Origin of the sequence: Undibacterium sp. RuTC16W (genome assembly GCF_049339445.1) — a bacterium.
In the GTDB taxonomy this organism is placed as follows: Bacteria; Pseudomonadota; Gammaproteobacteria; order Burkholderiales; family Burkholderiaceae_D; genus Undibacterium.
Genome location: NZ_JBMPPE010000014.1, coordinates 1 through 22,227 on the forward strand (window position 1 = coordinate 1; position 22,227 = coordinate 22,227).

21 protein-coding genes and 1 pseudogene are annotated in these 22,227 nt (G+C 48.6%); 9 read left to right on the top strand and 13 right to left on the bottom strand.

Features of this window, described 5'->3' with window-relative positions; translation table 11 throughout:
• Nucleotides 1-289: 289 nt before the first annotated feature.
• Both ACO0K4_RS18950 and ACO0K4_RS18955 read left to right on the top strand, forming a co-directional pair.
• Nucleotides 290-937 carry a DUF4272 domain-containing protein gene (locus ACO0K4_RS18950; RefSeq protein ID WP_422958240.1) on the top strand — a complete coding sequence of 216 codons (648 nt, stop codon included), beginning with the start codon at nt 290-292 and terminating at the stop codon, nt 935-937.
• 21 nt (nt 938-958) lie between these two features.
• Nucleotides 959-1,195 carry a hypothetical protein gene (locus ACO0K4_RS18955; RefSeq protein WP_422958241.1) on the top strand — a complete coding sequence of 79 codons (237 nt, stop codon included), beginning with the start codon at nt 959-961 and terminating at the stop codon, nt 1,193-1,195.
• Between the two features lie 64 nt (nt 1,196-1,259).
• On the opposite strand, the gene ACO0K4_RS18960 is transcribed toward ACO0K4_RS18955, so the two are convergent.
• Together ACO0K4_RS18960 and ACO0K4_RS18965 are read right to left on the bottom strand one after the other, a co-directional pair.
• Nucleotides 1,260-1,631: a hypothetical protein gene (locus tag ACO0K4_RS18960; RefSeq protein WP_422958242.1), complete on the bottom strand. Its 372-nt coding sequence runs from the start codon at nt 1,629-1,631 to the stop codon at nt 1,260-1,262.
• A 94-nt stretch (nt 1,632-1,725) separates the two neighbouring features.
• The gene (locus tag ACO0K4_RS18965) at nt 1,726-2,082 is read right to left on the bottom strand and encodes a nucleotide pyrophosphohydrolase (RefSeq protein ID WP_422958243.1); all 357 of its coding nucleotides are present in this window, start codon (nt 2,080-2,082) and stop codon (nt 1,726-1,728) included.
• A gap of 426 nt (nt 2,083-2,508) precedes the next feature.
• On the opposite strand from ACO0K4_RS18965, the gene ACO0K4_RS18970 reads away from it, so the two are divergent.
• On the top strand, nt 2,509-4,533 hold the full coding sequence (locus tag ACO0K4_RS18970; RefSeq protein WP_422958312.1) for a M13 family metallopeptidase: 2,025 nt from the start codon (nt 2,509-2,511) through the stop codon (nt 4,531-4,533).
• A 187-nt stretch (nt 4,534-4,720) separates the two neighbouring features.
• Here the strand turns inward: ACO0K4_RS18970 and ACO0K4_RS18975 are convergent, their stop codons facing one another.
• Both ACO0K4_RS18975 and ACO0K4_RS18980 read right to left on the bottom strand, forming a co-directional pair.
• A complete protein-coding gene (locus ACO0K4_RS18975; protein WP_422958244.1) occupies nt 4,721-6,739 on the bottom strand; it encodes an ATP-dependent DNA helicase in 2,019 nt (672 codons plus the stop codon).
• Between the two features lie 50 nt (nt 6,740-6,789).
• Nucleotides 6,790-6,990, bottom strand: coding sequence for a YdcH family protein (locus ACO0K4_RS18980; RefSeq protein ID WP_422958245.1), 201 nt, complete (start codon nt 6,988-6,990; stop codon nt 6,790-6,792).
• A 97-nt stretch (nt 6,991-7,087) separates the two neighbouring features.
• On the opposite strand from ACO0K4_RS18980, the gene ACO0K4_RS18985 reads away from it, so the two are divergent.
• Complete coding sequence (locus tag ACO0K4_RS18985; RefSeq protein WP_422958246.1) at nt 7,088-7,888, top strand: PP2C family protein-serine/threonine phosphatase; 801 nt, start codon at nt 7,088-7,090, stop codon at nt 7,886-7,888.
• 145 nt (nt 7,889-8,033) lie between these two features.
• On the opposite strand, the gene ACO0K4_RS18990 is transcribed toward ACO0K4_RS18985, so the two are convergent.
• From ACO0K4_RS18990 to ACO0K4_RS19000, 3 genes are all read right to left on the bottom strand, one after another.
• The gene (locus tag ACO0K4_RS18990) at nt 8,034-8,684 is read right to left on the bottom strand and encodes a glutathione S-transferase family protein (protein WP_422958247.1); all 651 of its coding nucleotides are present in this window, start codon (nt 8,682-8,684) and stop codon (nt 8,034-8,036) included.
• An 88-nt stretch (nt 8,685-8,772) separates the two neighbouring features.
• Nucleotides 8,773-10,656 (bottom strand): type IV pilus assembly protein FimV, encoded by a 1,884-nt coding sequence (locus tag ACO0K4_RS18995; RefSeq protein ID WP_422958248.1) that lies wholly within the window; start codon nt 10,654-10,656, stop codon nt 8,773-8,775.
• A 327-nt stretch (nt 10,657-10,983) separates the two neighbouring features.
• The gene (locus tag ACO0K4_RS19000; protein WP_422958249.1) at nt 10,984-11,757 is read right to left on the bottom strand and encodes an RNA methyltransferase; all 774 of its coding nucleotides are present in this window, start codon (nt 11,755-11,757) and stop codon (nt 10,984-10,986) included.
• 154 nt (nt 11,758-11,911) lie between these two features.
• On the opposite strand from ACO0K4_RS19000, the gene ACO0K4_RS19005 reads away from it, so the two are divergent.
• Both ACO0K4_RS19005 and ACO0K4_RS19010 read left to right on the top strand, forming a co-directional pair.
• Nucleotides 11,912-12,709 (top strand): inositol monophosphatase family protein, encoded by a 798-nt coding sequence (locus tag ACO0K4_RS19005; RefSeq protein WP_422958250.1) that lies wholly within the window; start codon nt 11,912-11,914, stop codon nt 12,707-12,709.
• Between the two features lie 312 nt (nt 12,710-13,021).
• Nucleotides 13,022-14,419, top strand: coding sequence for a DEAD/DEAH box helicase (locus tag ACO0K4_RS19010; RefSeq protein WP_422958251.1), 1,398 nt, complete (start codon nt 13,022-13,024; stop codon nt 14,417-14,419).
• Nucleotides 14,420-14,551: 132 nt separating this feature from the next.
• Here ACO0K4_RS19010 and ACO0K4_RS19015 read toward each other — a convergent pair whose 3' ends face one another.
• From ACO0K4_RS19015 to ACO0K4_RS19035, 5 genes are all read right to left on the bottom strand, one after another.
• A complete protein-coding gene (locus ACO0K4_RS19015; RefSeq protein ID WP_422958252.1) occupies nt 14,552-14,917 on the bottom strand; it encodes a hypothetical protein in 366 nt (121 codons plus the stop codon).
• A gap of 43 nt (nt 14,918-14,960) precedes the next feature.
• The gene (locus ACO0K4_RS19020) at nt 14,961-16,088 is read right to left on the bottom strand and encodes a CaiB/BaiF CoA transferase family protein (RefSeq protein WP_422958253.1); all 1,128 of its coding nucleotides are present in this window, start codon (nt 16,086-16,088) and stop codon (nt 14,961-14,963) included.
• 81 nt (nt 16,089-16,169) lie between these two features.
• The gene (locus ACO0K4_RS19025) at nt 16,170-16,997 is read right to left on the bottom strand and encodes an enoyl-CoA hydratase/isomerase family protein (protein WP_422958254.1); all 828 of its coding nucleotides are present in this window, start codon (nt 16,995-16,997) and stop codon (nt 16,170-16,172) included.
• Between the two features lie 4 nt (nt 16,998-17,001).
• A complete protein-coding gene (locus tag ACO0K4_RS19030; RefSeq protein ID WP_422958255.1) occupies nt 17,002-18,207 on the bottom strand; it encodes an acetyl-CoA C-acetyltransferase in 1,206 nt (401 codons plus the stop codon).
• Between the two features lie 11 nt (nt 18,208-18,218).
• Nucleotides 18,219-19,355 (bottom strand): acyl-CoA dehydrogenase family protein, encoded by a 1,137-nt coding sequence (locus ACO0K4_RS19035; protein ID WP_422958256.1) that lies wholly within the window; start codon nt 19,353-19,355, stop codon nt 18,219-18,221.
• Nucleotides 19,356-19,494: 139 nt separating this feature from the next.
• Between ACO0K4_RS19035 and ACO0K4_RS19040 the strand changes: the two genes are divergently transcribed.
• The 3 genes from ACO0K4_RS19040 (at nt 19,495) to ACO0K4_RS19050 (ending at nt 21,323) form a co-directional block, all read left to right on the top strand.
• Nucleotides 19,495-20,154: a TetR/AcrR family transcriptional regulator gene (locus ACO0K4_RS19040; protein WP_422958257.1), complete on the top strand. Its 660-nt coding sequence runs from the start codon at nt 19,495-19,497 to the stop codon at nt 20,152-20,154.
• A gap of 481 nt (nt 20,155-20,635) precedes the next feature.
• Nucleotides 20,636-20,935, top strand: a complete 300-nt coding sequence (locus ACO0K4_RS19045) for a type II toxin-antitoxin system HigB family toxin (protein WP_422958258.1) — start codon at nt 20,636-20,638, stop codon at nt 20,933-20,935.
• A 10-nt stretch (nt 20,936-20,945) separates the two neighbouring features.
• Nucleotides 20,946-21,323, top strand: coding sequence for a helix-turn-helix domain-containing protein (locus tag ACO0K4_RS19050; protein ID WP_422958259.1), 378 nt, complete (start codon nt 20,946-20,948; stop codon nt 21,321-21,323).
• Nucleotides 21,324-21,427: 104 nt separating this feature from the next.
• Here the strand turns inward: ACO0K4_RS19050 and ACO0K4_RS19055 are convergent.
• Nucleotides 21,428-22,005 (bottom strand): annotated as a pseudogene (locus ACO0K4_RS19055) (DNA adenine methylase); the annotation flags it as partial.
• Nucleotides 22,006-22,227 lie beyond the last annotated feature (222 nt).

Below are 22,227 nucleotides of genomic sequence, written 5' to 3' on the forward strand. Positions count from 1 at the left end.
TCCCACTTCTAACATCCGTATCAACCGCTTCTCTTTCTCTTCCTTACCTTCCCGCCTCTCGACGGGAGCCGAACTATAGCAAATTCCTTCCGCCATTGGCAAGCTTATTCGACCAATATTTTATAAATAGTTTGGTTTAGTAGCAAAGTATAGTGAAGTTGCATCTCTCAAGGCGAATCAAGCTTCTGAATACGAAACAACAATCAGATGTAAACATGTGATAAAACACTTTCCATCAATATTATTAAATGGCAAATAATTGTTAAAGTATTTTTATGAGCACTAAAGTATGAATCCAGAAAATCGCAAATTTTTATCCGAGACGATGCTGCATAAGCGCGGCATCCGCATCAATCTACAACTCCCGCTGATTGAATCGGATGAAGAAGTCACCCTACGTGATACAACATCTCTTTTCGAAAGGCTGATCGCCTTGTGGGCAGTAACTAGTGCTGCGCAATCTGGGGAGGCGCACTACTTTCGCGAATACCTTACCGCCAACCAAATGACTGGTTATTTATCAGAGAGAGAGAAAAGCTTCTTGCTAACTGATCACTGGACTGAAAATGAACGCGCTTACTTCTCTGCACAAAAAGAACGCTTGTTTTTTTTGGGATGGTGCGCTGGCATCCAGCCGGATATCGAGCTCAGTTTACAAGTATCTAGTTTAGATAAACTGTTACGCTATTTTCCACAAGGTATGGAAAACGCCAGCGTCTTGCAACAAGCGATACAAATGCGTTCTAAATCAAAAATTTTAGATTGGGCCGATCTGCTATACCGTGTTCATTGGGCGGTGAGGCATGCCAACTTGATTGGGAAGACGACCGTCGGCAATATTCGTTGCGACATCATTCCCGAATGGCATCACGCTGTAAATTGGCTGACCCGTTATAACGAGGAAGATAACTGGGATATGGTCGAAACCGACACTTAAACAAACACAAATATGACAAGCATGAACAAAGAAGCGTTAGCAGCTATCGTAGCGCGCCAAAAACCCGGTGCCAAATTTGTCGTCTCAGCGGAAATGCTAGGAATGAATGTAGTCGATTTTGACCTGCAGGCAAAACTCTGGGCAGAGGAGAATGGTCCCGGCTTCACTACCACCGGCGTCCCATTCCGCAAAGTAATTGATGGTCAGTTTTTTAATTCAAAGACTGACCTTACTGAAAAATACTTGATATGCGTTTGATATGCATATTCGACAGATGCGTCATCGCATCTGACTTTAGTTAATGGTAGTTAAGCTAGATGTTTTAGACACGTACTGCCGGTGCACTATCAATATCAACTAAAGAGTCGCGGCCTTTATCCGTAATCGCAAAGCCGCCCTCAGTCGATTCAATAATGTGACCTTTTTTACTTAAAAAGGTCGCCACATCCTTGGCCAATGTCGTTGTTGCATCTTGAGATACCAATCGCAAACCTTCTATACATCGTTTAACGAACAAGGTCTGCAAGCCTTTTTCTGTCATTTCGAAAATGCCATCTTTATGATACTTGATAAATTTCAGGCCATTCAAACGCTTAGAGTTTCTGCCTATACAGGCATTCGGCGTATCGCCCTTGCGTAATTTGCTAATTAGCTCCAGCGCGTTAAATTCATCGATGGTCAAATTGTCGTTCATAGTTTTCCTTATTTATTTTTAATCTTGCAAAAGTGGCGCAATAGGTAATTTGCCCGACCTCGCAAGTAAGATCCGTGATTACTTCTAAGCTCTTCTAATCGAGCGAAGTATATTTTTTCGCACTGCCGTAGATCAGTCCTACAGGATAGCGTTTCTCATTGATACGGATTTTCTCTTCTGCGGCCGCGATCAGATCGATTCCATTTTGTTCGGCGATTAGCAGCAAATAATGCAATACATCAGCACACTCGCCAGACAGATCACGCTGAAACCCGGGATCGGCTTGCAATGCGATCACTTCTTCATCCGTTTTCCACTGCATCAGTTCGAGCAATTCGCCAGTTTCAAGATGCAGAGAAATAATCAGATTTTTTAAGCTATGGAACTGTTTCCAGTCGCGCTTATCCCTGAATTCCACCAATAGTTGACTCAATGATTGCAAGTCAGGCATGTTTTATACGAAAAAATGAGAAAGAATGCCGCATTGTAATCGATAGACCGCAGCTTACTGGTAATCAGGATCTTCACGGTTCTTAGAAATCGATAGATACCATCATTGGAGACATCCTGACTAACCTTCATACAATTTGACTCAGCACCGGATTGAATTCGGCATTTCGTGGTTTTTATCAACTTTGCTCTGTTTATTTTCATTCACATTAATTAATTTGAAAAAAATTGATTAGAATTTGCGGCGTCGGGCGAACTCGCAACAACAATGCTGGTCTACGTGATGCAAGGCTCAAGGCGGCACTTTGAATTAAGCCCGCGCTGCTAAGCGATATTGCCAGTGATTCATTTAGTTAAAACAACAAGCCTTACCTCACTACCAGGGAGATTATTAGTGAAAGCACAAGTTCTCAGCGCGATCGCGCTCATGTTTGCCGGCGCCACCAGCGCCTACGCAGCTGAAGCAGTTAATACGACTGCATCCGCTTCAGCTGTTCTATTAGCGGGCATTGACACCAAACACAACGACAAAACTGTACGCGCGCAAGACGATTTTTATCGTCATGTGAACGGCACCTGGCTAACTAAAGCAGAAATCCCTGGCGACAAATCATCTATTGGCGCCTTCATGGACTTGCGTGAAGCCGTAGTGCCGCGCCTGCATAGCATTATTGAAGGCCTGAACAAACAAAAACCACAAGCTGGTTCAGAAGCGCAAAAAATCAGTGATCTGTATGCCACTTTCATGGATACAAAACACATCGAGTCTCTGGGCCTGAAGCCACTCGATGCCGATTTTGCCAAAGTCGCCGCCCTGTCTGACAAAAAACAGATTCCGGCTTTCATTGCCTGGTTAAATAAAGTCAGCGTCAATGCACCGCTTGATATCTCTGTTCATCAAGATAATAAAGACTCCACCAAATACGTACTGGACGTCGGCCAGTCAGGCCTCGGCTTGCCAGACCGCGATTATTATCTGAACGATGGCGATGCCAAGCTCAAGGACGCTCGTGCCAAATACCTGAAACATATTGAGACGATGCTCGCTCTGGCAGGTGACAAAGCGGCCGCAAAAACGGCAGCCGACATTCTCTCGCTGGAAACAGAACTGGCAAAAATCCAGTGGAGCAAAGTGGAGTTACGCGATCCAATCAAGGCTTACAACAAAATTGAGCTCAGCAAACTAGATACATTGACGCCAGGCTACGACTGGACCGGCTACCTCACGACACTTGGCGTGCAAAGCAAAATCAATTATCTGATCATCAGCCAGCCAAGCTATCTGACAGGCTTTAATACCGTTATTGCCAATACCCCGCTTGATACCTGGAAAGCGTATTTCAAATGGCAGTTATTAAGCTCTGCGGCAAGCCAATTGCCGAAAGCATTTGCCGATGAAAATTTTGCATTTAAGAGCACCACGCTGATGGGTGTACCTAAGCAAGAAGAGCGCTGGAAACGTGGTGTGCGTCTGGCAGATGCCGGTCTGGGTGAAAGTCTGGGCAAGCTGTATGTAGAAAAATATTTCCCCGCTGGCCATAAAGTAAAGATGGAAAAACTGGTCAGCAATTTGCTGCTGGCGTACAAGCAAAGTATCGACACGCTTGACTGGATGAGTCCAGAAACGAAGAAAGAAGCACAGGCAAAATTGGCGACTTTCATGCCTAAAATCGGCTACCCAAACAAATGGCGCGACTACTCCGCACTGCAAATAGTCAAAGGTGATGCCGTCGCCAACTTACGCAATACGCGCTCATTTGCCTCTCAGGTTGAGTTAAATAAACTGGGGCAACCGATTGATCGCGAAGAATGGGGCATGACACCACAAACCGTCAACGCCTACTACAACCCGGAGATGAACGAAATCGTCTTCCCGGCAGCGATCTTGCAACCGCCATTCTTTGATGCGAAAGCCGATGATGCAGTGAACTATGGTGGCATCGGCGCAGTGATTGGTCATGAAATCAGCCACGGTTTCGATGATCAAGGTGCGCAATACGACGGCTTAGGTAATTTGCGTGACTGGTGGACCAAAGAAGATCACGAGAAGTTCGCAGCCAAAACAGCGACACTGGTCAAACAGTACAGCAGCTTCAGCCCGCTTCCGGGTTACTTCGTGAACGGCGAACTGACCCTTGGCGAAAACATTGCGGATAACTCTGGTCTGGCCATTGCGTACAAAGCCTACAAATTATCACTTGGCGGCAAGCCTGCGCCAGTAATTGCAGGATTGACTGGCGACCAACGCTTTTTCATGGGCTTTGCTCAGGTATGGCGCGGGAAAATGCGCGAAGCTTCAATGATCGTTCGCCTGAAAACTGATCCGCACTCTCCTGGCGAAATCCGTGCTAACGGCACATTGCGCAACATGGGCGAGTACTACAAAGCCTACAATCTGAAAGAAGGCGACAAAATGTATTTGCCGCCTGCTGAACGCGTATCCATCTGGTAATCAGGCATCAATCAGCTTAACCGCATCAATAAAAAGGGCGCTTCAGTTTATAATACTGAAGCGCCCTTTTTCACTCACTTACAGATACTCCCCTAATTTCCTTTTAAAATCATCTTATTCCCGCTCATCTGTATTGCGACTTTAAAAAATACTCTAGTGGAGTATGGTAGCGAGTGCTATAAGCGACTTACTTTTCTTGTAATTTTACGACGGCGAGATTTTTAAAGAAATCCTGCACAACCGTCAGCTCTCTGGTGCGGGTAAATGCCGGTAAGCTTTGCCATATCCGTTTGCCATAAGGCTTAGAAATCAGGCGGGGATCACACAGCATCAACACGCCTTTATCCAATTCATCACGAATCAAACGTCCGGCTCCCTGCTTCAGATTGATGATCGCCTCTGGCAACTGATGATGGACAAATCCATTCAAGCCTTTTTTTTCCATGGCTTCGATGCGGGCTGCGAGCACCGGGTCATCGGGCGGCGAGAACGGCAGCTTATCAATCACTACCAGCGACAACGCATCACCGCGCACGTCCACTCCCTCCCAAAAACTCTGACTGCCAATCAGCACCCCATTACCGGCGGCACGAAAGCGATCAAGTAATTCCGTGCGCCCTGCATCTCCCTGCACAAACAAAGGGAAATTCAGATGACGCTTTTCAAATTCTTCTCTCAGCCGCTCTGCGCAATGCTTGACCGCTTTGATCGTCGTGCATAGCATAAAGGTGCGCCCACCAGCCGCCTCAATCACTGGCAATGCCGCATCTACGACGGCGTCAGTGTATTCACGAGAATTAGGCTGCGGCATTCCCTCCGGTACATACAAGATGCCCTGCTCGGCATAATTAAACGGGCTAGGCCAGGTTCTGGCGGGCTCATTCCATAAACCCATCTGCGACACAAAATGCGCAAAATCATTCTTCACCGCCATCGTAGCCGACGTAAAAATCCAGGTACGCGGCACGCCCTCACGCTGCTTATTAAAAATCGGCGCAATCGACAGTGGGGTGCGGTGCAATTGCAAGGAGGTTGAAAATGCCTCGACCCAAAGTACATAATCGGCTTTGGGCACGGCACCCGCCTTGGCATTCGGTTCTGGCTCTTTCCAGTCATCGATTTTGGTTTGCAGATCAATCGCCCTGACACGGCATTGCTCAATGGTTTCGGCCCGTTCAGCCTGTTTTTCCAGTACCGCGATCAGATCATCCATCGTGTCTTTGAGTTTGTCGAGTGAAGGAAAAAACTCGCTCGACGGCGCGATTTGCGATAAGGACAGACGGACAACATCTTGTGGAAATGCCAGTCGCAAATCACGCGCGGCACGCTCGACAGGCGCCACAAGCTTTGCCCATTCGGCACCGTCGCGGGCATGCGACAGCCCCTCTGCCAGCACATCACGGCACAATTCCAATATTTGAGAAGTCGAAATCGTCTCCCCAAAGAACAAGGTAGCGGTGTCCGGCAATTGATGCGCCTCATCAAAAATCACGGTATTCGCCGAGGGCAGCAATTCGGCGATACCAGTATCTTTCAAAGCCACGTCAGCAAAGAATAAATGGTGATTGACCACCACCACATCGGCTTGCTGCGCCTCCTTGCGCGCCTTCATGACGAAACAATCCTGGTAATACTGACACTCAGATCCCATGCAGGTATCTTTGGTAGACGTCACCAGATTCCAGACCGAGGCCGTTTCTGGCACACGTGCCAGCTCCGCTTTATCACCGCTGCTGGTGGTCTTCATGAAACGGGAAATATCACGCAAATATCCGACGTCTTCACGGGAAGTCAGGCGGCCATTTTGTAAGGTACGCTCCAGATGAAAATGGCAGAGATAGTTCGCTCGCCCTTTCAGCAAAGCAACCGATACTGGCGCTTTCAAGACTTTTTTGATAGTTGGAATATCGCGTAAGAACAACTGATCCTGCAAGTTCTTGGTGCCGGTGGAAATGATCACCTTCCCGCCCCAGAGCAATGCAGGCGTCAGATAGGCATAGGTCTTACCTGTGCCGGTACCGGCTTCTGCCAGCAGGGTTTTTTGGCCAGAGATCGCATCAGCAATCGCTTTTGCCATCTCGGTCTGCGCCTGACGGGGACGATATCCGTTAATTGAAGCGCTTAACGCACCGGTCAAACCAAAAATATGTTCAACTTCGTCATCATGAGTGCCCTTGGCACCCGGTACTAGTGTGGATTCAGTCAAAATAAATGGATCAGTCAGCAAAGTGTAACAAAATAAAACAGATCATCAGCTTACGCCGGCACATCTGGCATCATTTGCATTTTGAGTAGAGTAATATGGTCTTTTAATTGCAATTTGCGCTTTTTAAGGCGGCGTAGCTGCAATTCATCGTGATTTTGGTCTTTCACCAGGGTTTCAATCACGATGTCAAGATCGCGATGTTCGACTTCCAACTCGATAATGCGTTGTTGTATTTGTTCCGGATGGCTCATAGTCGTCTGGTTGCGAGTAAAATGAAGTTTAATTTGAACAACAGTTTTTGCTTGGGACCTTTTATAGGATACCCGCTAGTTTAATCTACCAAGACGTATGAGCCAATATAAGATCGAAGCTGGCACCGGACAACACATTGGTGACAGGAAAGAACAACAAGACAGGGCAGCCCTGTTTGCGGCTCCGCACGCCCCTGGCTATATGATGGCTGTAGTGGCCGATGGCATGGGTGGCAAGAGCGGTGGAGCACTGGCTGCAGAACAAGTCGTACGTACTGCAAAATTATTATTTGATGATTTCTATCCGACCGGTGATGTAAAAAAATTGCTGGAACATATCGTCAACGAAGCACATACCGTCATCAAGCTCAGCGGCGTCTCTGCTGAAAAAGAACCTCATAGCACCTTTGTCGCCTTGGTGATCACGCCAAATAAAGAGGCGATCTGGGCATATGCAGGCGATTCTCGACTGTATCGTTTCAGCGGACCGAATTTCGCCGAACGCACAAAAGATCACTCCTATGTAGAGCGTCTGGTGGACGAAGGCAAAATTACTGCGGAAGAAGCCAAGACTCACAGGATGTCGAATATTCTGGTGAACGTACTCGGCTCTAGCACGACACCGCCTTATATCACTTATGGACAACGCAGTGAATTAAAGGTCGGCGATTCGTTTTTGATCTGCTCTGACGGACTCTGGCATTACTTTACCGATGCAGAATTATCTGCCGCTGTTGCCGCAAACTCTCCGCGTCAGGCATCTGAGTTACTGATCAGAAAAGCCCGCGAACGAGCCGAAGGGCATGGCGACAATTGCACCTTTGCGATTGTTAAACTGGTTGAGCCGCCAGAAGAGGTAAAAAATTACGTCGTCCAAAAAATGCGCAGAGCAGTTTAAGCATCGGCTTTAGCGCTTTAGCAGTGTAGGCGACATGACTTAACATGCAGTGCCAATAGCATTGCCAATAGTAGTTAAAATAAAAACGGCGTCCTGATTAAAGGACGCCGTTTTTTATTCCACATCACCGAACGCGGAACAGAATTTACTTTTTTGAGCGCTCTGCTAGCACTAGTTGATTCGCCTTACGATCGGCGTTGATTTGCTGCATAGCTGGGCGTTCTGACATCATTTTCACGTAATCACGCGTAGGCAAATCCGCCAAAAAATCGCGATCATAAATCGCCTTCGTCGCCATTGAAACCAAAGGAAAATGTACGACTGCGACACAGTCAGCCATCGTAAATTCACTGCCCGCAACAAACGGGGCAAACTTAAGCATCGGCGTCAATGCTTTGATATTTCTCGTGAGTTGCTTCTCGACTCGCATCTTTACTTCATCGCTGACTTTACCGCCAAAAAAAGCCTCTGCATACAGCTCGCGTGCCACCAGCTCCAGATGCAATTCCAGGAACACAATCAACTCCCGTACTTTTGCCGCAGCAAAAGGATCGGCAGGCAACAGGGGATGCGCCGGATAAGCACTCTCCAGATAATCAATAATCGCCTGGGATTCACACAAAGCACCTTGCTCAGTTTCGATAAAAGGAACTTTACCCAGTGGAGATCTGGCCAGTAGTTCAGGGGAACGATCAGCCCACACCAGAACTTCTTCAAATGGGATTTGTTTTTCCAGCAAAGCCAGCTTCACTTTGTTGTGGTAATTACTGACGGCAAAGCCACATAATTTAAGCATCGTTTGTCTCCGGTTTTGTTATTTTGTGCGTCAGACTCATTATCTGACGAATACACCTGATTGTGAATTACAGACCTTAGTGCATAGTTCAGGTTTTTTTATGAAAATCAATCGCTTCAAAATCAATGCTATGTGGGTCTGACTGGATAATGATGGCATCGTCGGCGCCAGGCTCAATATGACTGACAACATCCGGCGCATGTGCCCAGCCACTACCTGCAGGACCTGCGCTGGCATTACGTTCCAACTCATTTGCGATGGCAATCAATAACAAAATATCGCGATACACCGGCAAATCAAATCCTATCCGCGTACCATCACGGTCATCGACTAATAAGCTTTGCAGAAACGGTACGATATCACCGCCATTCCACATACTGCAAATACGCTCTATCAGGTGCGGAAACTCCTCAAGATGACGACTCACAATTGTCGTGTGATCCACATCAAACTCAGGAATATTGGCATTAAAAAACAAGATGAAACGGTCGCGTAAGGCATCGTATTTCACGCGATTATTTGTCGCATGATACAGATCCAGCAGATACAACCAGGGCACGGGCGAATCCGGATGTTCGACCAGACTTTGCGGCTCCAGAATCTCAATCGCTCGTTGAGGATCATTGACCGAGATCCAGAATTCGGCTTCCTGAGTGACGTCAGAGATCTCTTCAACCTTGACTGAACTGCCTCTCGTGGAGAAGAAATTAAAGGTGCTGCTATTACTTTCTTCCAGCGTCGGCGTGCGCCCCCGCCCACCTCTTGCCGGCGAATCTGTATCCATCGCATCTATATCGGGAGAACCTGCTTTTGACATCGTATCCACCCCGCCAAACGACATGGGCTGACTATCCTCAAACGACTGAAAACGTCCGCTGGTCGTCGTTGGCTCATACGAGGCCTGTATGTTGTTGACGATATCTTCTATATTTTTTCTTTCAACTGGTTTGTCCGCATGTTGCGCCCACCAGGAGCTCTCGGTACGTTTGTGTATGCGATTGATATAAACCAGCAACATCACAATAACCAGCAATCCCGTCACAATGAAGGCGGACAAACCGATCACCCAATTGCGGGAAAAACTATTTTCCTTAACCTCATCCAGCGCAGCTCTGTCAATCTGGCTTTGTTTTTTGAGTTGCGCCGCCTCCATTTGCAGGCTGGATAGTTTTTGCTGGTCGGCTTTTAATTGGGTTGATTGTGTTTCCGGCTGGCCGCTGTCACCACGCAACAACGCTGCCAGATGTGCCTGTGCTGCGCGAAGCTCGGCCATATTACTTGCGCTCTGCGCCTCGCCTCCCATAGTCAGGCTGTCACTCATGCGCAAGCCTTGCGGCAAGACCATCGTTTCATCCGAGAGCTTTAAAACATCTTTATGTTCTGTGGAATTTTTTTTATGACTCTTCGACTTATCCGGGGATTTTGGCGTATTGGCTTTTTCTGAAAATGCCGCTTCTCCTGCTAATTCTGCACTGTTTGCAGAAGCCCTCACTTTTTTAGAACTTTTTTTTACCCTGGTGAGCGCTGGCTCGTCCTGAGCAGAGGCGGAAGAAGCTTGAGGTAACGAAGATATTTGACTTGCTGATGAACTTTGAGTGCCTTGTATGAGCGGCAAAGAAATAGCCTTCTCATTTTGATTAAATTGCGGCGGGTCTAACAAGAGCATGTATTCGCGATGCAATTGCACTTCACAAGCGATATCAATCGTGACTTTGACCGCAGGTTCAGACAAGCCTTGACGAGTTGTGATGTAAATCGTCTTGGAACCGCCGGACTGAACCAAAGCAACATTACCGGTTGCTAAAAAACCGCTTTCAGAGGTCTCTACCTTCGCCTTAATGCAAATCTGACTCACATCACTTGCGTCATTACCTAACAAGACAATAGACGATTTCAGAGGCTGGCCCAATCCTGATTGCAGACGAATCTCGCCGAGACCTAAGGCGTAAGCAGGCATCGCAGCGATCAACATCTGAGCGGCGATAAAAAGCAAAGTGACAACGAATCGACGGGTGCGATAAAAAATAATCAGTTCCTCAAAAAACACTTAGCAAGAATAATTTTCGCAAACCGCAAAAAAAGATACCTAATTGACTAAACTAATATTGCCAATCTTACTTGCTTTATAACAAAGGCAAAAGCAATTGCCTTTAAAAAAGACCGTCAAGTATGAGGATTTCAACTTATTTATCATTTGCCACAACAATTCATTTCCAATAAGAAATTATATTGTGCCAACTTGGGACAAGCCGTCCCTGAATGTCGGTGTTTTATATCTCAAGCCAGACTAAAACAGACGCTACTTCACACTTTTGAAATGCAAAATTTTCTTTGCAATTCCGCGCAGTATATTCACTTCTTCAGTTTCTAGTTGAGCTCGTGAAAACATCCGTTTCAATCTCGGCATCAGCTTTTTGGGACTGGCAGGATCAAGGAAATCAATCGCAATCAACGCCTGTTCCAGATGCGCATACATGCCATCAATATCGTTGGCAGATGCCGCCTCGCCATGAAAACCGATATCAGTGACAGGCAATTTATCGCCAAGAGCAGCCAGACGACACTCATAAGCCAGCACTTGCACCGCCTGCGCCAGATTAAGCGAAGAATAATCAGGATTCGCCGGAATATTGATCAAAGTATTACAGTTGACGACGATGTCATTCGGCAGGCCAAATCGCTCGTTGCCAAAAACCAGAGCAATGGGCGCATTGCTGGACGACGCGCCAGTTTGCCCTGCACGGAGTGCAAGCTCGCGTGGCGTACAGACCGGTGGAGAATACTCCCGCAATCTTGCACTGACTGCCGCAACCAATTGGCAGCCATCAAGGGCGGCGTCAATAGAATCGACAATTCTGGCAGACTCCAGCACATCTAGTGCTCCGCTGGCAAAAGCGATCGCATCAGGATTGCTTAACGCATCAGGAAAACGGGGATTCACCAGAATCAGTTCGGAGAACCCCATCGTTTTCATCGCCCTGGCAACGGCACCAATATTGCCAGGATGGCTAGTTTCTACCAAAACGAAGCGCAGGCGTTTGAAAAGAGATGTGTCAGTTTGGGTCAAGTTCATTTAAAATAGCGCAATTACGCGTTTATCCAAGGCATGTTAATCGTGCCGCGATGTAACGCGACGCTCTTTAATTCATTTTTGTGTGGCATCTTTTTTTGCAGATATCGGTTTCGATGTCCGCACCAATAATGCCGCCATTTTAACGGAAACCCTTATGCACCCAATGCTCAATACGGCTATCAAGGCCGCTCGTCGTGGCGCGACTATCATTAACCGCGCATCTTTTGACCTCGACCGCGTCCAGGTCACGGAAAAACAATACAATGATTTTGTGACTGAAGTCGACCGCGCTGCCGAAGCAGCGATCATTGAGGTGCTGACAACTGCCTATCCGGATCACGCGATTCTGGCAGAAGAGTCCGGGGCTTCCGCCAATCTTCACGACGACAACGACAATGTCTGGATCATCGATCCACTTGACGGTACAACGAATTTTATCCACGGCTTTCCACAATACTGCGTGTCTATTGCCTTGCAACAGCGCGGCGTGATTACGCAAGCCGTAGTCTACGATCCTACCCGCAATGAAATGTTCACGGCCAGCAAAGGCGCCGGTGCCTTCCTGAACGACAAACGCATCCGCGTTACCCGTTGCGACAAAATCGCTGATGCACTGATCGGCACAGGTTTCCCTGCACGTGACTTATCCGGTCTGGATGAATACATGGAAATGTTCAAAATCATGACGACCAAATGTCAGGGTCTGAGAAGACCAGGCGCCGCCGCTCTGGATCTCGCCTACGTCGCAATGGGTCGCCTCGACGGTTTCTTTGAAAAAGGTCTGGCACCCTGGGATATCGCAGCGGGTTCATTGCTGATCACCGAAGCTGGCGGCATCGTCGGTAATTTTTCCGGCGATGGCAACTACCTGCACAAAGGCGACGTTCTGGCCGGCACACCAAAGGTATTTGCCCAAATGGTCGGCGCTCTGCAAGCCTTTGCTGGCAAATAAATATGCAATCAGTCCATACAGTTTGCAAAAGAACCAAGAAGCTCCATATAAACTGTGAACTCTTAGTTCATACAGCGCTTAGTTTATATAGCGCACCACGTCAGCTTATCGACGTATCGTATTTATAATGTATCGTACCGTATCGCCCGCCTGAAGAATGCAGGCTGAATGGGGGAGTATAGTTAAAAATACTCCTGATTCCGCACTGTTTTATTAGGCCTTTAAATAATACTCTACCCGAGTATTTAACATGCAATACAGAAAAAATCTGCACTGCGTGGTCATCAAGTAGAAGTTAAGTAGAAATAAATTATGTCATTTTCAGAACTCGGTTTGTCCGAGAATATTGTTCGTGCTGTGACCGAGCAAGGCTATACCACCCCTACCCCAATTCAAAAGCAAGCGATTCCTGCCGTCATCAGCGGCGGCGACTTGCTGGCTGGTGCGCAGACAGGCACTGGCAAAACTGCGGGTTTCACGCTGCCGATTTTGCAGCGTTTATCGACCTCTGCAACAACACCACAAAACAAAACCGACCGTCGCCCTATTCGTACACTGGTGCTGACACCAACACGTGAACTGGCTGCACAGGTCGAAGAAAGTGTCAGCACTTATGGCAAATATACGAATCTGAATTCAGGCGTCATTTTCGGCGGCGTCGGCATTAATCCGCAAATCAAGCTGCTCAAAAACGGAGTTGATATTCTGGTCGCGACACCAGGCCGTTTACTCGACCATCATCAGCAAGGCACGATCGATTTACGTCATATTGAAATCCTGGTACTTGATGAAGCCGACCGCATGCTGGATATGGGCTTCATTCACGACATCAAAAAAGTCCTCGCGATTTTGCCGCCAAAACGTCAAAACCTGCTGTTCTCAGCGACTTTTTCAGATGAGATCAAAACACTCGCAGATCGCCTGTTAAATAATCCGGCGATGATCGAGGTGGCGCGCCGCAATTCAACGGTAGAAGTGATTGCACAAAAAGTGCATCCGGTCGACCGCGATAAAAAACATCCCCTGCTCGCTCACCTGATCAAAACGCATCAATGGACTCAGGTACTGGTCTTTACGCGTACCAAACATGGTGCCAACAAGCTGGTTGAGCAACTCGCCAAAGACGGCATCAATGGCATGGCGATTCATGGCAATAAGAGCCAGTCGGCGCGTACCAAAGCCCTGAGCGAATTTAAAGACGGTAGTCTGACTGTCTTAGTCGCAACCGATATCGCTGCGCGCGGGATCGACATTGATCAATTGCCGCACGTCGTCAACTATGATTTACCAAACGTACCGGAAGACTATGTGCATCGTATCGGCCGTACCGGCCGTGCTGGCGCAACTGGTGAAGCCGTATCGCTGGTTTGCGTGGATGAATTCAAGCTTCTGGCTGACATCGAAAAACTGATCAAGCGTCAATTACCGCAAGAGATCATTGACGGTTTCATTCCTGATCCGCATGCGAAAGCGCAGCCAATCCAGTTGCGTAGCTTTCAAGGTCAACCGCGTGGTAACAGTGGCGGCAATGGTGGTGGCAACCGACCACGTCAAAACGCTCCGGCACGTAGCGGTGGTGGTGGGGGTAATAGCAGTAGTGCAGGTGCAGCAGGCAAACCCGCTCAACGTAGCGGCGATGCACGTCACCCGTCACGCCCGGTCGTCAAGCAATCCACACCGCGTCGCTCAGGCGGTCGCGGCGGCGCGTAAGCCGTTCTGATGTATTTTCAGAGAGAATGATGTCCGCCCCAATTAATCCAAAGCATCCAAAGAATTCATCTCTTAGCGATGAATAAGATGTGCTCTATTATCAACTGGGAACGTCAAGGCATGATGTAGGCCTTATCCAGGCATCGCTCTCTCAATAATGCTTTTCACATCAATATGTCGCGGCAACGCGCCATATTGATGATGTCCTTGACTATCCAATCTTGAACGGCAAAACGCGTCTGACACAAAGACCGGTGCTGACATTAACAGTTGTGCTACCTGCAAAGCCAGTGCCATCCTGTCGATCAGGTCACGCGCACGGTACTCAAGATCAGCGGTATCACCTAACACCGTCTTAAGTTGCTCCACATACCGGTCAAAAACGATGTGCTGCGTTTTCGCTTTATCCAATTCGGCGAAAAATACGAGCAATACCTCCGGCGTTTTGCTGATCGCACGCAAGACATCTAGACACTGCACCATAGCAGTCAAATTCATTCATGAGCTTTACTTTCTCAGACGTGTAACCCACCACGCGGATTCATTTCAATAACTGGGCAATCTCATCCGCACTCAATCCCGCTTCACGCAATACTGCGGCACTATCGGCTCCGCGCTTTGCCACCTTACCGGGAACAACATTTGCAGAAACAGAAAATCGTGGTGCGGGAGCTGCCTGAAGTACTCCCTCATGTCGGGCATAGATACCCCGTGCCGCGATATGGGGATGAGCCATCGCCTCCGCCGGTGTCAGCACGGGTGCGAAACAAGCGTCACTGCCCTCCAGCAAGTCGATCCAATGTTGCCGCGGCTGACTCACAAAGATCGTCGTTAAGCGAGCACGCAATGACGGCCATTGTTGCCGGTCATAAGGGTTTTTAAATTCAGGCACCTCACCCAGTCCAAGTCGGCTTATCAGTATCTGATAAAACTGTGGCTCCAGTGCGCCGATCGTAATCCATCCGCCATCAGCACATATGTAACTACCATACCAGTGCGGTCCATCCAGCAAACCCTGACCACGCTCATATGGCTGCTGTCCCGCAGCATGCAGGGACAACAGCAGATTCATCATATTGGCACTGCCATCGACAATCGCCGCATCCACAACCTGACCGCGCCCGGTGGTACGTGCACTTAACAAGCCTGCCAATACGCCCATCGCCAGATACAAAGCACCTCCGCCGATGTCTCCGACCAAAGTGGGTGGCGCTACAGGTGGAGTTCCGGCAGCACCGGCGTACCAGAGAGCGCCGGACAAGGCGATGTAGTTGAGGTCATGTCCCGCCGCTTGTGCCAGCGGTCCATCTTGCCCCCAGCCCGTCATCCGTCCGTATACGAGTTTGGGGTTCACTGCATGACAGACCTCCGGGCCAAGTCCAAGACGCTCCATGACACCAGGGCGCATACCCTCAATTAAAGCGTCAGCACTGGTGATCAGGTGCAGCAACGCCTGTAGCGCCTGCGGATCTTTCAGATCCAGTGCCAGCGAGCGTTTGCCGCGGTTCACGATGGCATTTTCAGCGAGATCAAGCGGATCGCCAAATCTGCTCGTCTTGCGCTCGATGAGAATGACCTCAGCGCCCATATCTGCCAGCAACATACCGCAAAAAGGAGCGGGGCCAATGCCCGCAATCTCGATCACCCGCACACCAGAAAGAACTGCCATCCTTATCCCTTTATAAAAATCTCAGATGATTCTTCAGATAGTTTTTCAGATAATTGATATCGCTTCAAAACTCAAATGAATTTACCTTATCGTATTCACAAAGTAACGTGCTTCTGTTTTTAAACCTGTGTCGATATCGGTGATCAATCCCTCGTATACACTCGATAAGGTATTCACGGAGGCTCTATCCAAAACATGATTGTGCGCATGACTTCTTGCCCGCAGCATCGCATTACTGATCATCAATAATTGCTGTATCGCCGGGCTGGACACGGCACCACCCGGTACTTTATATCCTTTGACATCCCAGCTTTGTTGTACGGCGCTTGTCTGCACCAGCCTGCTGAGCAGCCATAGGCGCGCCTCATTGGACTCACTGCCTGCCGGTGCCAGAGCATGTACGAGTTGTTGCGCCAGGGCTTCGGCTGCGCTTATTTTTTTGTTGTCGAGAAGCATGGATAAGGCATTTTGTATACCGACCAGGCGCGGCAAACGTTGCGTCCCGCCAGATCCCGGCATGCGACCCGAAGAATTTGGGCTGATACCAAACTGAGCCGTTACTACATCAGAGGCAACGCGATAATGCGCAACCACAGCCAGCTCCAGAGAAACGCCAGCAGCACCGCCGGACAAGGCAATGGCAACCGGCTTACCGCAAGTTTCTAACCGGCGCAACACGCGGTGGCGCTCAAGCATTCTTGCAAATAGTTTTGCTACGTCGCCTTCATCGGCATTTTTTTCATCTGCAATAAAATTACTGCCAGACGCTAACAGCAAAAACCCTTTCACATTATCGTCATTGATCGCTTCGTCTAAAACCAGAAGCAGATCATCCATCTGAGGTAGAGATGTCTGGTCAAAATTCATGGTGGCGATACCTTGCGCATCGAGACTCAATATCATCGTCATCTCCTCACACCCGCTCAATAATCGTAGCAATGCCCATCCCGGCACCGACACATAAGGTGGCCAGCCCGGTCGAGAGATCGCGTCTCTCGAGTTCATCCAGCAAGGAACCCAGTATCATCGCCCCCGTTGCACCGAGCGGGTGCCCCATCGCAATCGCACCGCCATTCACATTCATCTTATCGTGCGGCACTGACATGACTTCCATGAAACGCAAAACTACCGCAGCAAAGGCCTCATTGAGCTCAAACAAGTCAATATCCTTTGCACTCATGCCGGCGCGCTTTAGTGCTTTTTCTGCAGCATAGCTTGGTCCCGTCAGCATGATCGATGGCTCAGACCCGATAGTGGCGAACGAGCGGATACGTGCTCTTGGTGTCATGCCGGTACGTTCAGCAATAGCACGGTTGCCGATCAACACGGCGGCTGCACCATCGACAATGCCAGAACTGTTACCGGCATGATGCACATGCTGCACCTTATCCAGATCAGGATAGCGCTGACCTATCACCGCATCAAAACCCCATCGCTCCCCCATATCAGCAAATGATGGACGCAAAGCGGCAAGCGACTCCAGCGTGGTTTGCGGACGTATCGTTTCATCTTTATCTAACATGATCAGACCATTGATATCCGTGACCGGCACAATCGACCGACCAAACCAACCCGCTTGCACGGCAATCGCAGCACGGCGGTGACTTTCGACCGCATAGGCGTCAACATCCTTGCGCGAATACCCTGATTGCGTCGCTATCGCATCAGCAGAAACACCCTGCGGTACAAAATAATTTTTTATCGCCGCTTGCGGATCGACTGGCCAGGCGCCACCATCACTCCCCATGGCAACACGTGACATCGACTCGATACCACCACCGATAGACAATGCACTCTGACCTGACATTACCTGCGCCGCTGCCATGTTCACTGCCTCCAGGCCAGAAGCGCAAAAGCGGTTGACCTGCACACCCGATACGCTCTCGTGATAATCCGCCGCGAGAACGGCCAGGCGGGCAATGCATGCTCCTTGCTCCCCTACTGGCGTAACACAACCGAGCACTACATCGTCAATCAATCCGGTATCAAGATGATGACGCTCACGCAAAGCGCGTAAGGGTGTTGCAGCCAATTCGAGCGGCGTAACACCATGCAAAGCACCATCCTTTTTCCCTTTGCCACGCGGCGTCCGCAAGGCATCATAAATAAATGCATCCATATGCTGTCCTATCAAAGTGTGCGGCTGATTAATTCTTTCATGATCTCATTAGTGCCACCATAGATCCGCTGCACCCGTGCATCTGCCCAAGCCCGCGCGATGGGATATTCATGCATATAGCCATACCCGCCATGCAACTGGACACATTGATCCATGACTTTAAATTGCATTTCCGTTGCCCAGTATTTCGCCATAGACGCAGTCTCGGCATCGAGCCGGTTGGCTAGTTTTAATTCTATACAGCGATCGATGAACACCTGACCTACGGCGATCTCGGTTTTCATTTCCGCCAGCTTATGCGATACCGTCTGAAAGTCGATCACCGATTTGCCAAACGCTTTACGGTCGCGGGTGTACTGGATGGTCCACTCCAGAGCAGCCTGAGCAGCGGCGACGCCGGTCAAGGCGATTTGTAAACGCTCCCAGGGAAGTTCCTGCATCAAATAAGCGAAGCCACGTCCCTCCTCACCCAACAGATTCTGTGCAGGCACACGAACCTGATCGAAGAACAGTTCAGAGGTATCTTGTGCGCTCATACCCATTTTGTGCAATCGCTTGCCTTTAGTAAAACCAGGCATTGACGTATCAACTACAAACAAACTGATACCTCTGGAGCCTGCGTCAGGATCGGTCCTGGCAACGACGATCACCAGATCGCAATGCCAGCCATTTGTGATGAAAGTTTTTGACCCGTTCAAAATATAGTGCTCTCCCTCTCGCAGCGCACTCGTTTTAATTCCTTGTAAATCCGAACCGGCACCAGGTTCAGTCATCGCAATCGCACCGATCATTTCGCCAGTTGCGAGCTTCGGCAGATACGTCGATTTCAGATACTCACTCCCCTGATGCAATAGATAAGGCGCCACAATTTCCGAGTGCAAACCAAAACCCGGACCCAAGGCGCCTATCCTGAATTGCTCTTCCATCAAAATCACGCTGAACAGAATATCGACGCCTGAGCCACCATATTGCTCAGGCATGCTGGGACACAGCAATCCGGCAGCACCTGCTTTACGCCACAGATCCCGGTCGACAAAACCCTGCTCATCCCAGCGTGCGTGATGCGGCGCGACCTCGGTCTCCATAAAGCGCCGGACGGTATCCCGAAATAAGTGGTGATCGTCGCCAAAAAGCGTACGTGGAATCATGTTTTGCTCCTGGAATTAGTTTTTATTTTGATGATCGGCTACATGAATCGAGTCTATAGGTCAATTGACCCATTTGTCAATGAATGCCATAATCCGCCGACCTAACTGACCAAACCACCATAACTCCAGAAAAAACCGGATGAGCTCCAGCCGCACCAGCCCGCTACGCAACAAGGAATCAGAAACCACAGGGAAGGGTTACGAACGTGCCCGTGCGATTCTGGAAGCGACACGGACAATTTTTGCGAATGACGGATATGCGGGCCTGTCGATGCGCGCCGTCGCCACCAGAGTTGGCGTCAACCTGTCGACGGTGCAGCACTACTATCCCAGCAAAGACAACTTAATCGAAGCGCTGCTATCACAGACACTGCAAGACTATCAGGCCGCAGTTGATCTGTTCGCCCCCTCGGGCAGTCAGTCAAGCAATCTTGATCAACATCAGTTTGAAGCCTTAATTGATTATTTTCTGGATGACATCAGCACACCAGAATCGAGTGGCATGCTGTCAGAATTATGGGCGTTGGCCTACCGGCACACCTTCGCCGCAGACATCCTTGATCAGATGCTGACCCGCTCACGCAAAGTATTTCGCAATCTGATTCGCAGCCGCATGCCCACTCTAGCGCCAGAACAATGCGAGCTGCGCGGCGCACTGATGGTCGCGCAACTGCAAGGACTGACCTTATATCTTGCGACCTCACGACCTCAGCACAAAGAATTGACGGGTTTAAAAACAGCAGCGCGTGCAGCAATAGTTCATCTGGCTTTCGCACCAGAAATCACTCCGGACACATAGTCCCCCTCAGTCCAGATAACGATCCCCATCTCTGTGCCATAGACTGCGATATTCGTCTATGATAATGTTCTGACCCCGCGTACTGACTATGGCTGCATCGCTGCATGGCTGATATGTGATGTCACCCACGTGAATATTTTTTCTGGCAGCGCAGATTCTGATCTCGTAAATAATGTATCTACCGTTACAAAGGGGCAGATCAATGCGCGGCAGACTGAAATAAAGCGCAGCCCAGCATCGCACCACTACCAAAACTACCGAATCAAGAAAATTAAGGTTTTATGAAAGCAGCAGAAAACAGCCACACCCCCAATGATGCAGCGGCGTGTTTCCCCTATAAAGACTATTACTAGCTAGAAAAAGTTACGCTAAAAGATACGCCACATCGATATTCTGAAGCAGCAGGAATTCTATCCAGCTACCCCCCATATTAATTCAAAAAAAACTTGATCTAGTCCCAAATTGGGACTATGATTTATTCATGCGCATACTTTCCAAACCGACACTTATCAATTTTTTTGAACAACCTGATTATTCCGACTCAAAAGCACCTTTACTGTCTTGGCATGGACATGCTTTAAAGGCCTCGTGGCAAGAACCGGCCGACGTTAAAATTGACTTCGGGTCAGCAAGCATATTGAGAGAAGGTCGCGTAGTCTTCAACATCGCCGGAAATAAATACAGACTTGTCACTTGGATAAACTACGACTTTGGAATTATCTATATCAAGTTTATCGGGACACATAAGCAGTACGACGCAATTGATGCGCAAACCATCTGAAGAGGTAATCATGGATATCAAACCAATTCGAACTGAAAATGACTATCATGTTGCATTGGAGGAAATAGAATCTCTAATGACAGCTAAATTAGGGACTCCTGAAGGTGATCGCTTAGATATTCTAGCAACACTTGTTGATGCTTATGAGGCTAAAAACTTTCCCATAAACCTACCTGACCCCATTGATGCAATCAAATTCAGTATGGAACAGAAGGGATTAACTCCAAAAGATTTAGAGCCAATGATAGGCCGGACAAATCGTGTCTATGAGATATTGGCAGGTACGCGTCAATTAACTTTGCCGATGATTTGGAAATTAAATGAAGCTCTAGGGATTCCGTTCGAGTTACTTATACGTCCATCGCATAAGATACTAGAAGCAGCTTAATAATTATTAAAAAGCCCTGAGTTAAAATCAGGGCTTTTTTTAAATTCGCTTGGCTAAAAAAGCCCCACAGGATCTTGTGATCGATCCCAACTATAGATAATCACTTATGACCGATCCACGGTTTTTGCGCCACCACCCACACTGTATTTAATCGGTACCGTATCAATCTCAAATCCAGCAAAGATACGACGTACATCCGGATGGTCGTTCAGGCTGACGATTGCCTTTCCCTTAATAGTCCGAAGCATCGACGCCATCTTTTCATACTGCTCGATGCCAAAGTCCACGCCATAACCTTCGGTCTCACAATACGGCGGATCAAGATAAAAGAACGTATGTGGCCGGTCATATTTTTCCATCAGTTTGTAACAGTCCAAGTTCTCAATGAACGCGCTGGCCAGCCGCAAATGCGCTGCAGACAGATTCTCTTCAATACGTAATAAATTAACTGGTGGCGCGGTAGTCGCAGTACCCCAGCTATGTCCATCAACCTTGCCGCTGAACGCGTGCTGCTGCCGGTAGAAGAACCTAGCTGCACGCTGGATGTCTGTAAGGGTATGTGGCGGCGTCTCTTGCAGCCATTTAAAACATCTCTACTCGACAACGCATATTTAAATTGCCGGACAAATTCCTCAAGGTGATTTTTGACGACGCGGTAAAGATTGACGAGGTCGCCATTGATAAGTCCGTGATGTCATCAAGCATCGTTGAAAACATGCGCTTGATTTCGTTCGCCCCCTTCTCCGCACGATTGCGGACGATGTGACCTAGGTAACAATCTTCACAGAGCTTTCGCACCGTATAGGTTGCCAGCTTCTTTTCTATTTTGGCTTGCACCACCAATTGTTTTTCTTCTTGCCTGACTGTTTTCTTCTCAAGCGCCGGATCTCGGCCAAGCGAACGA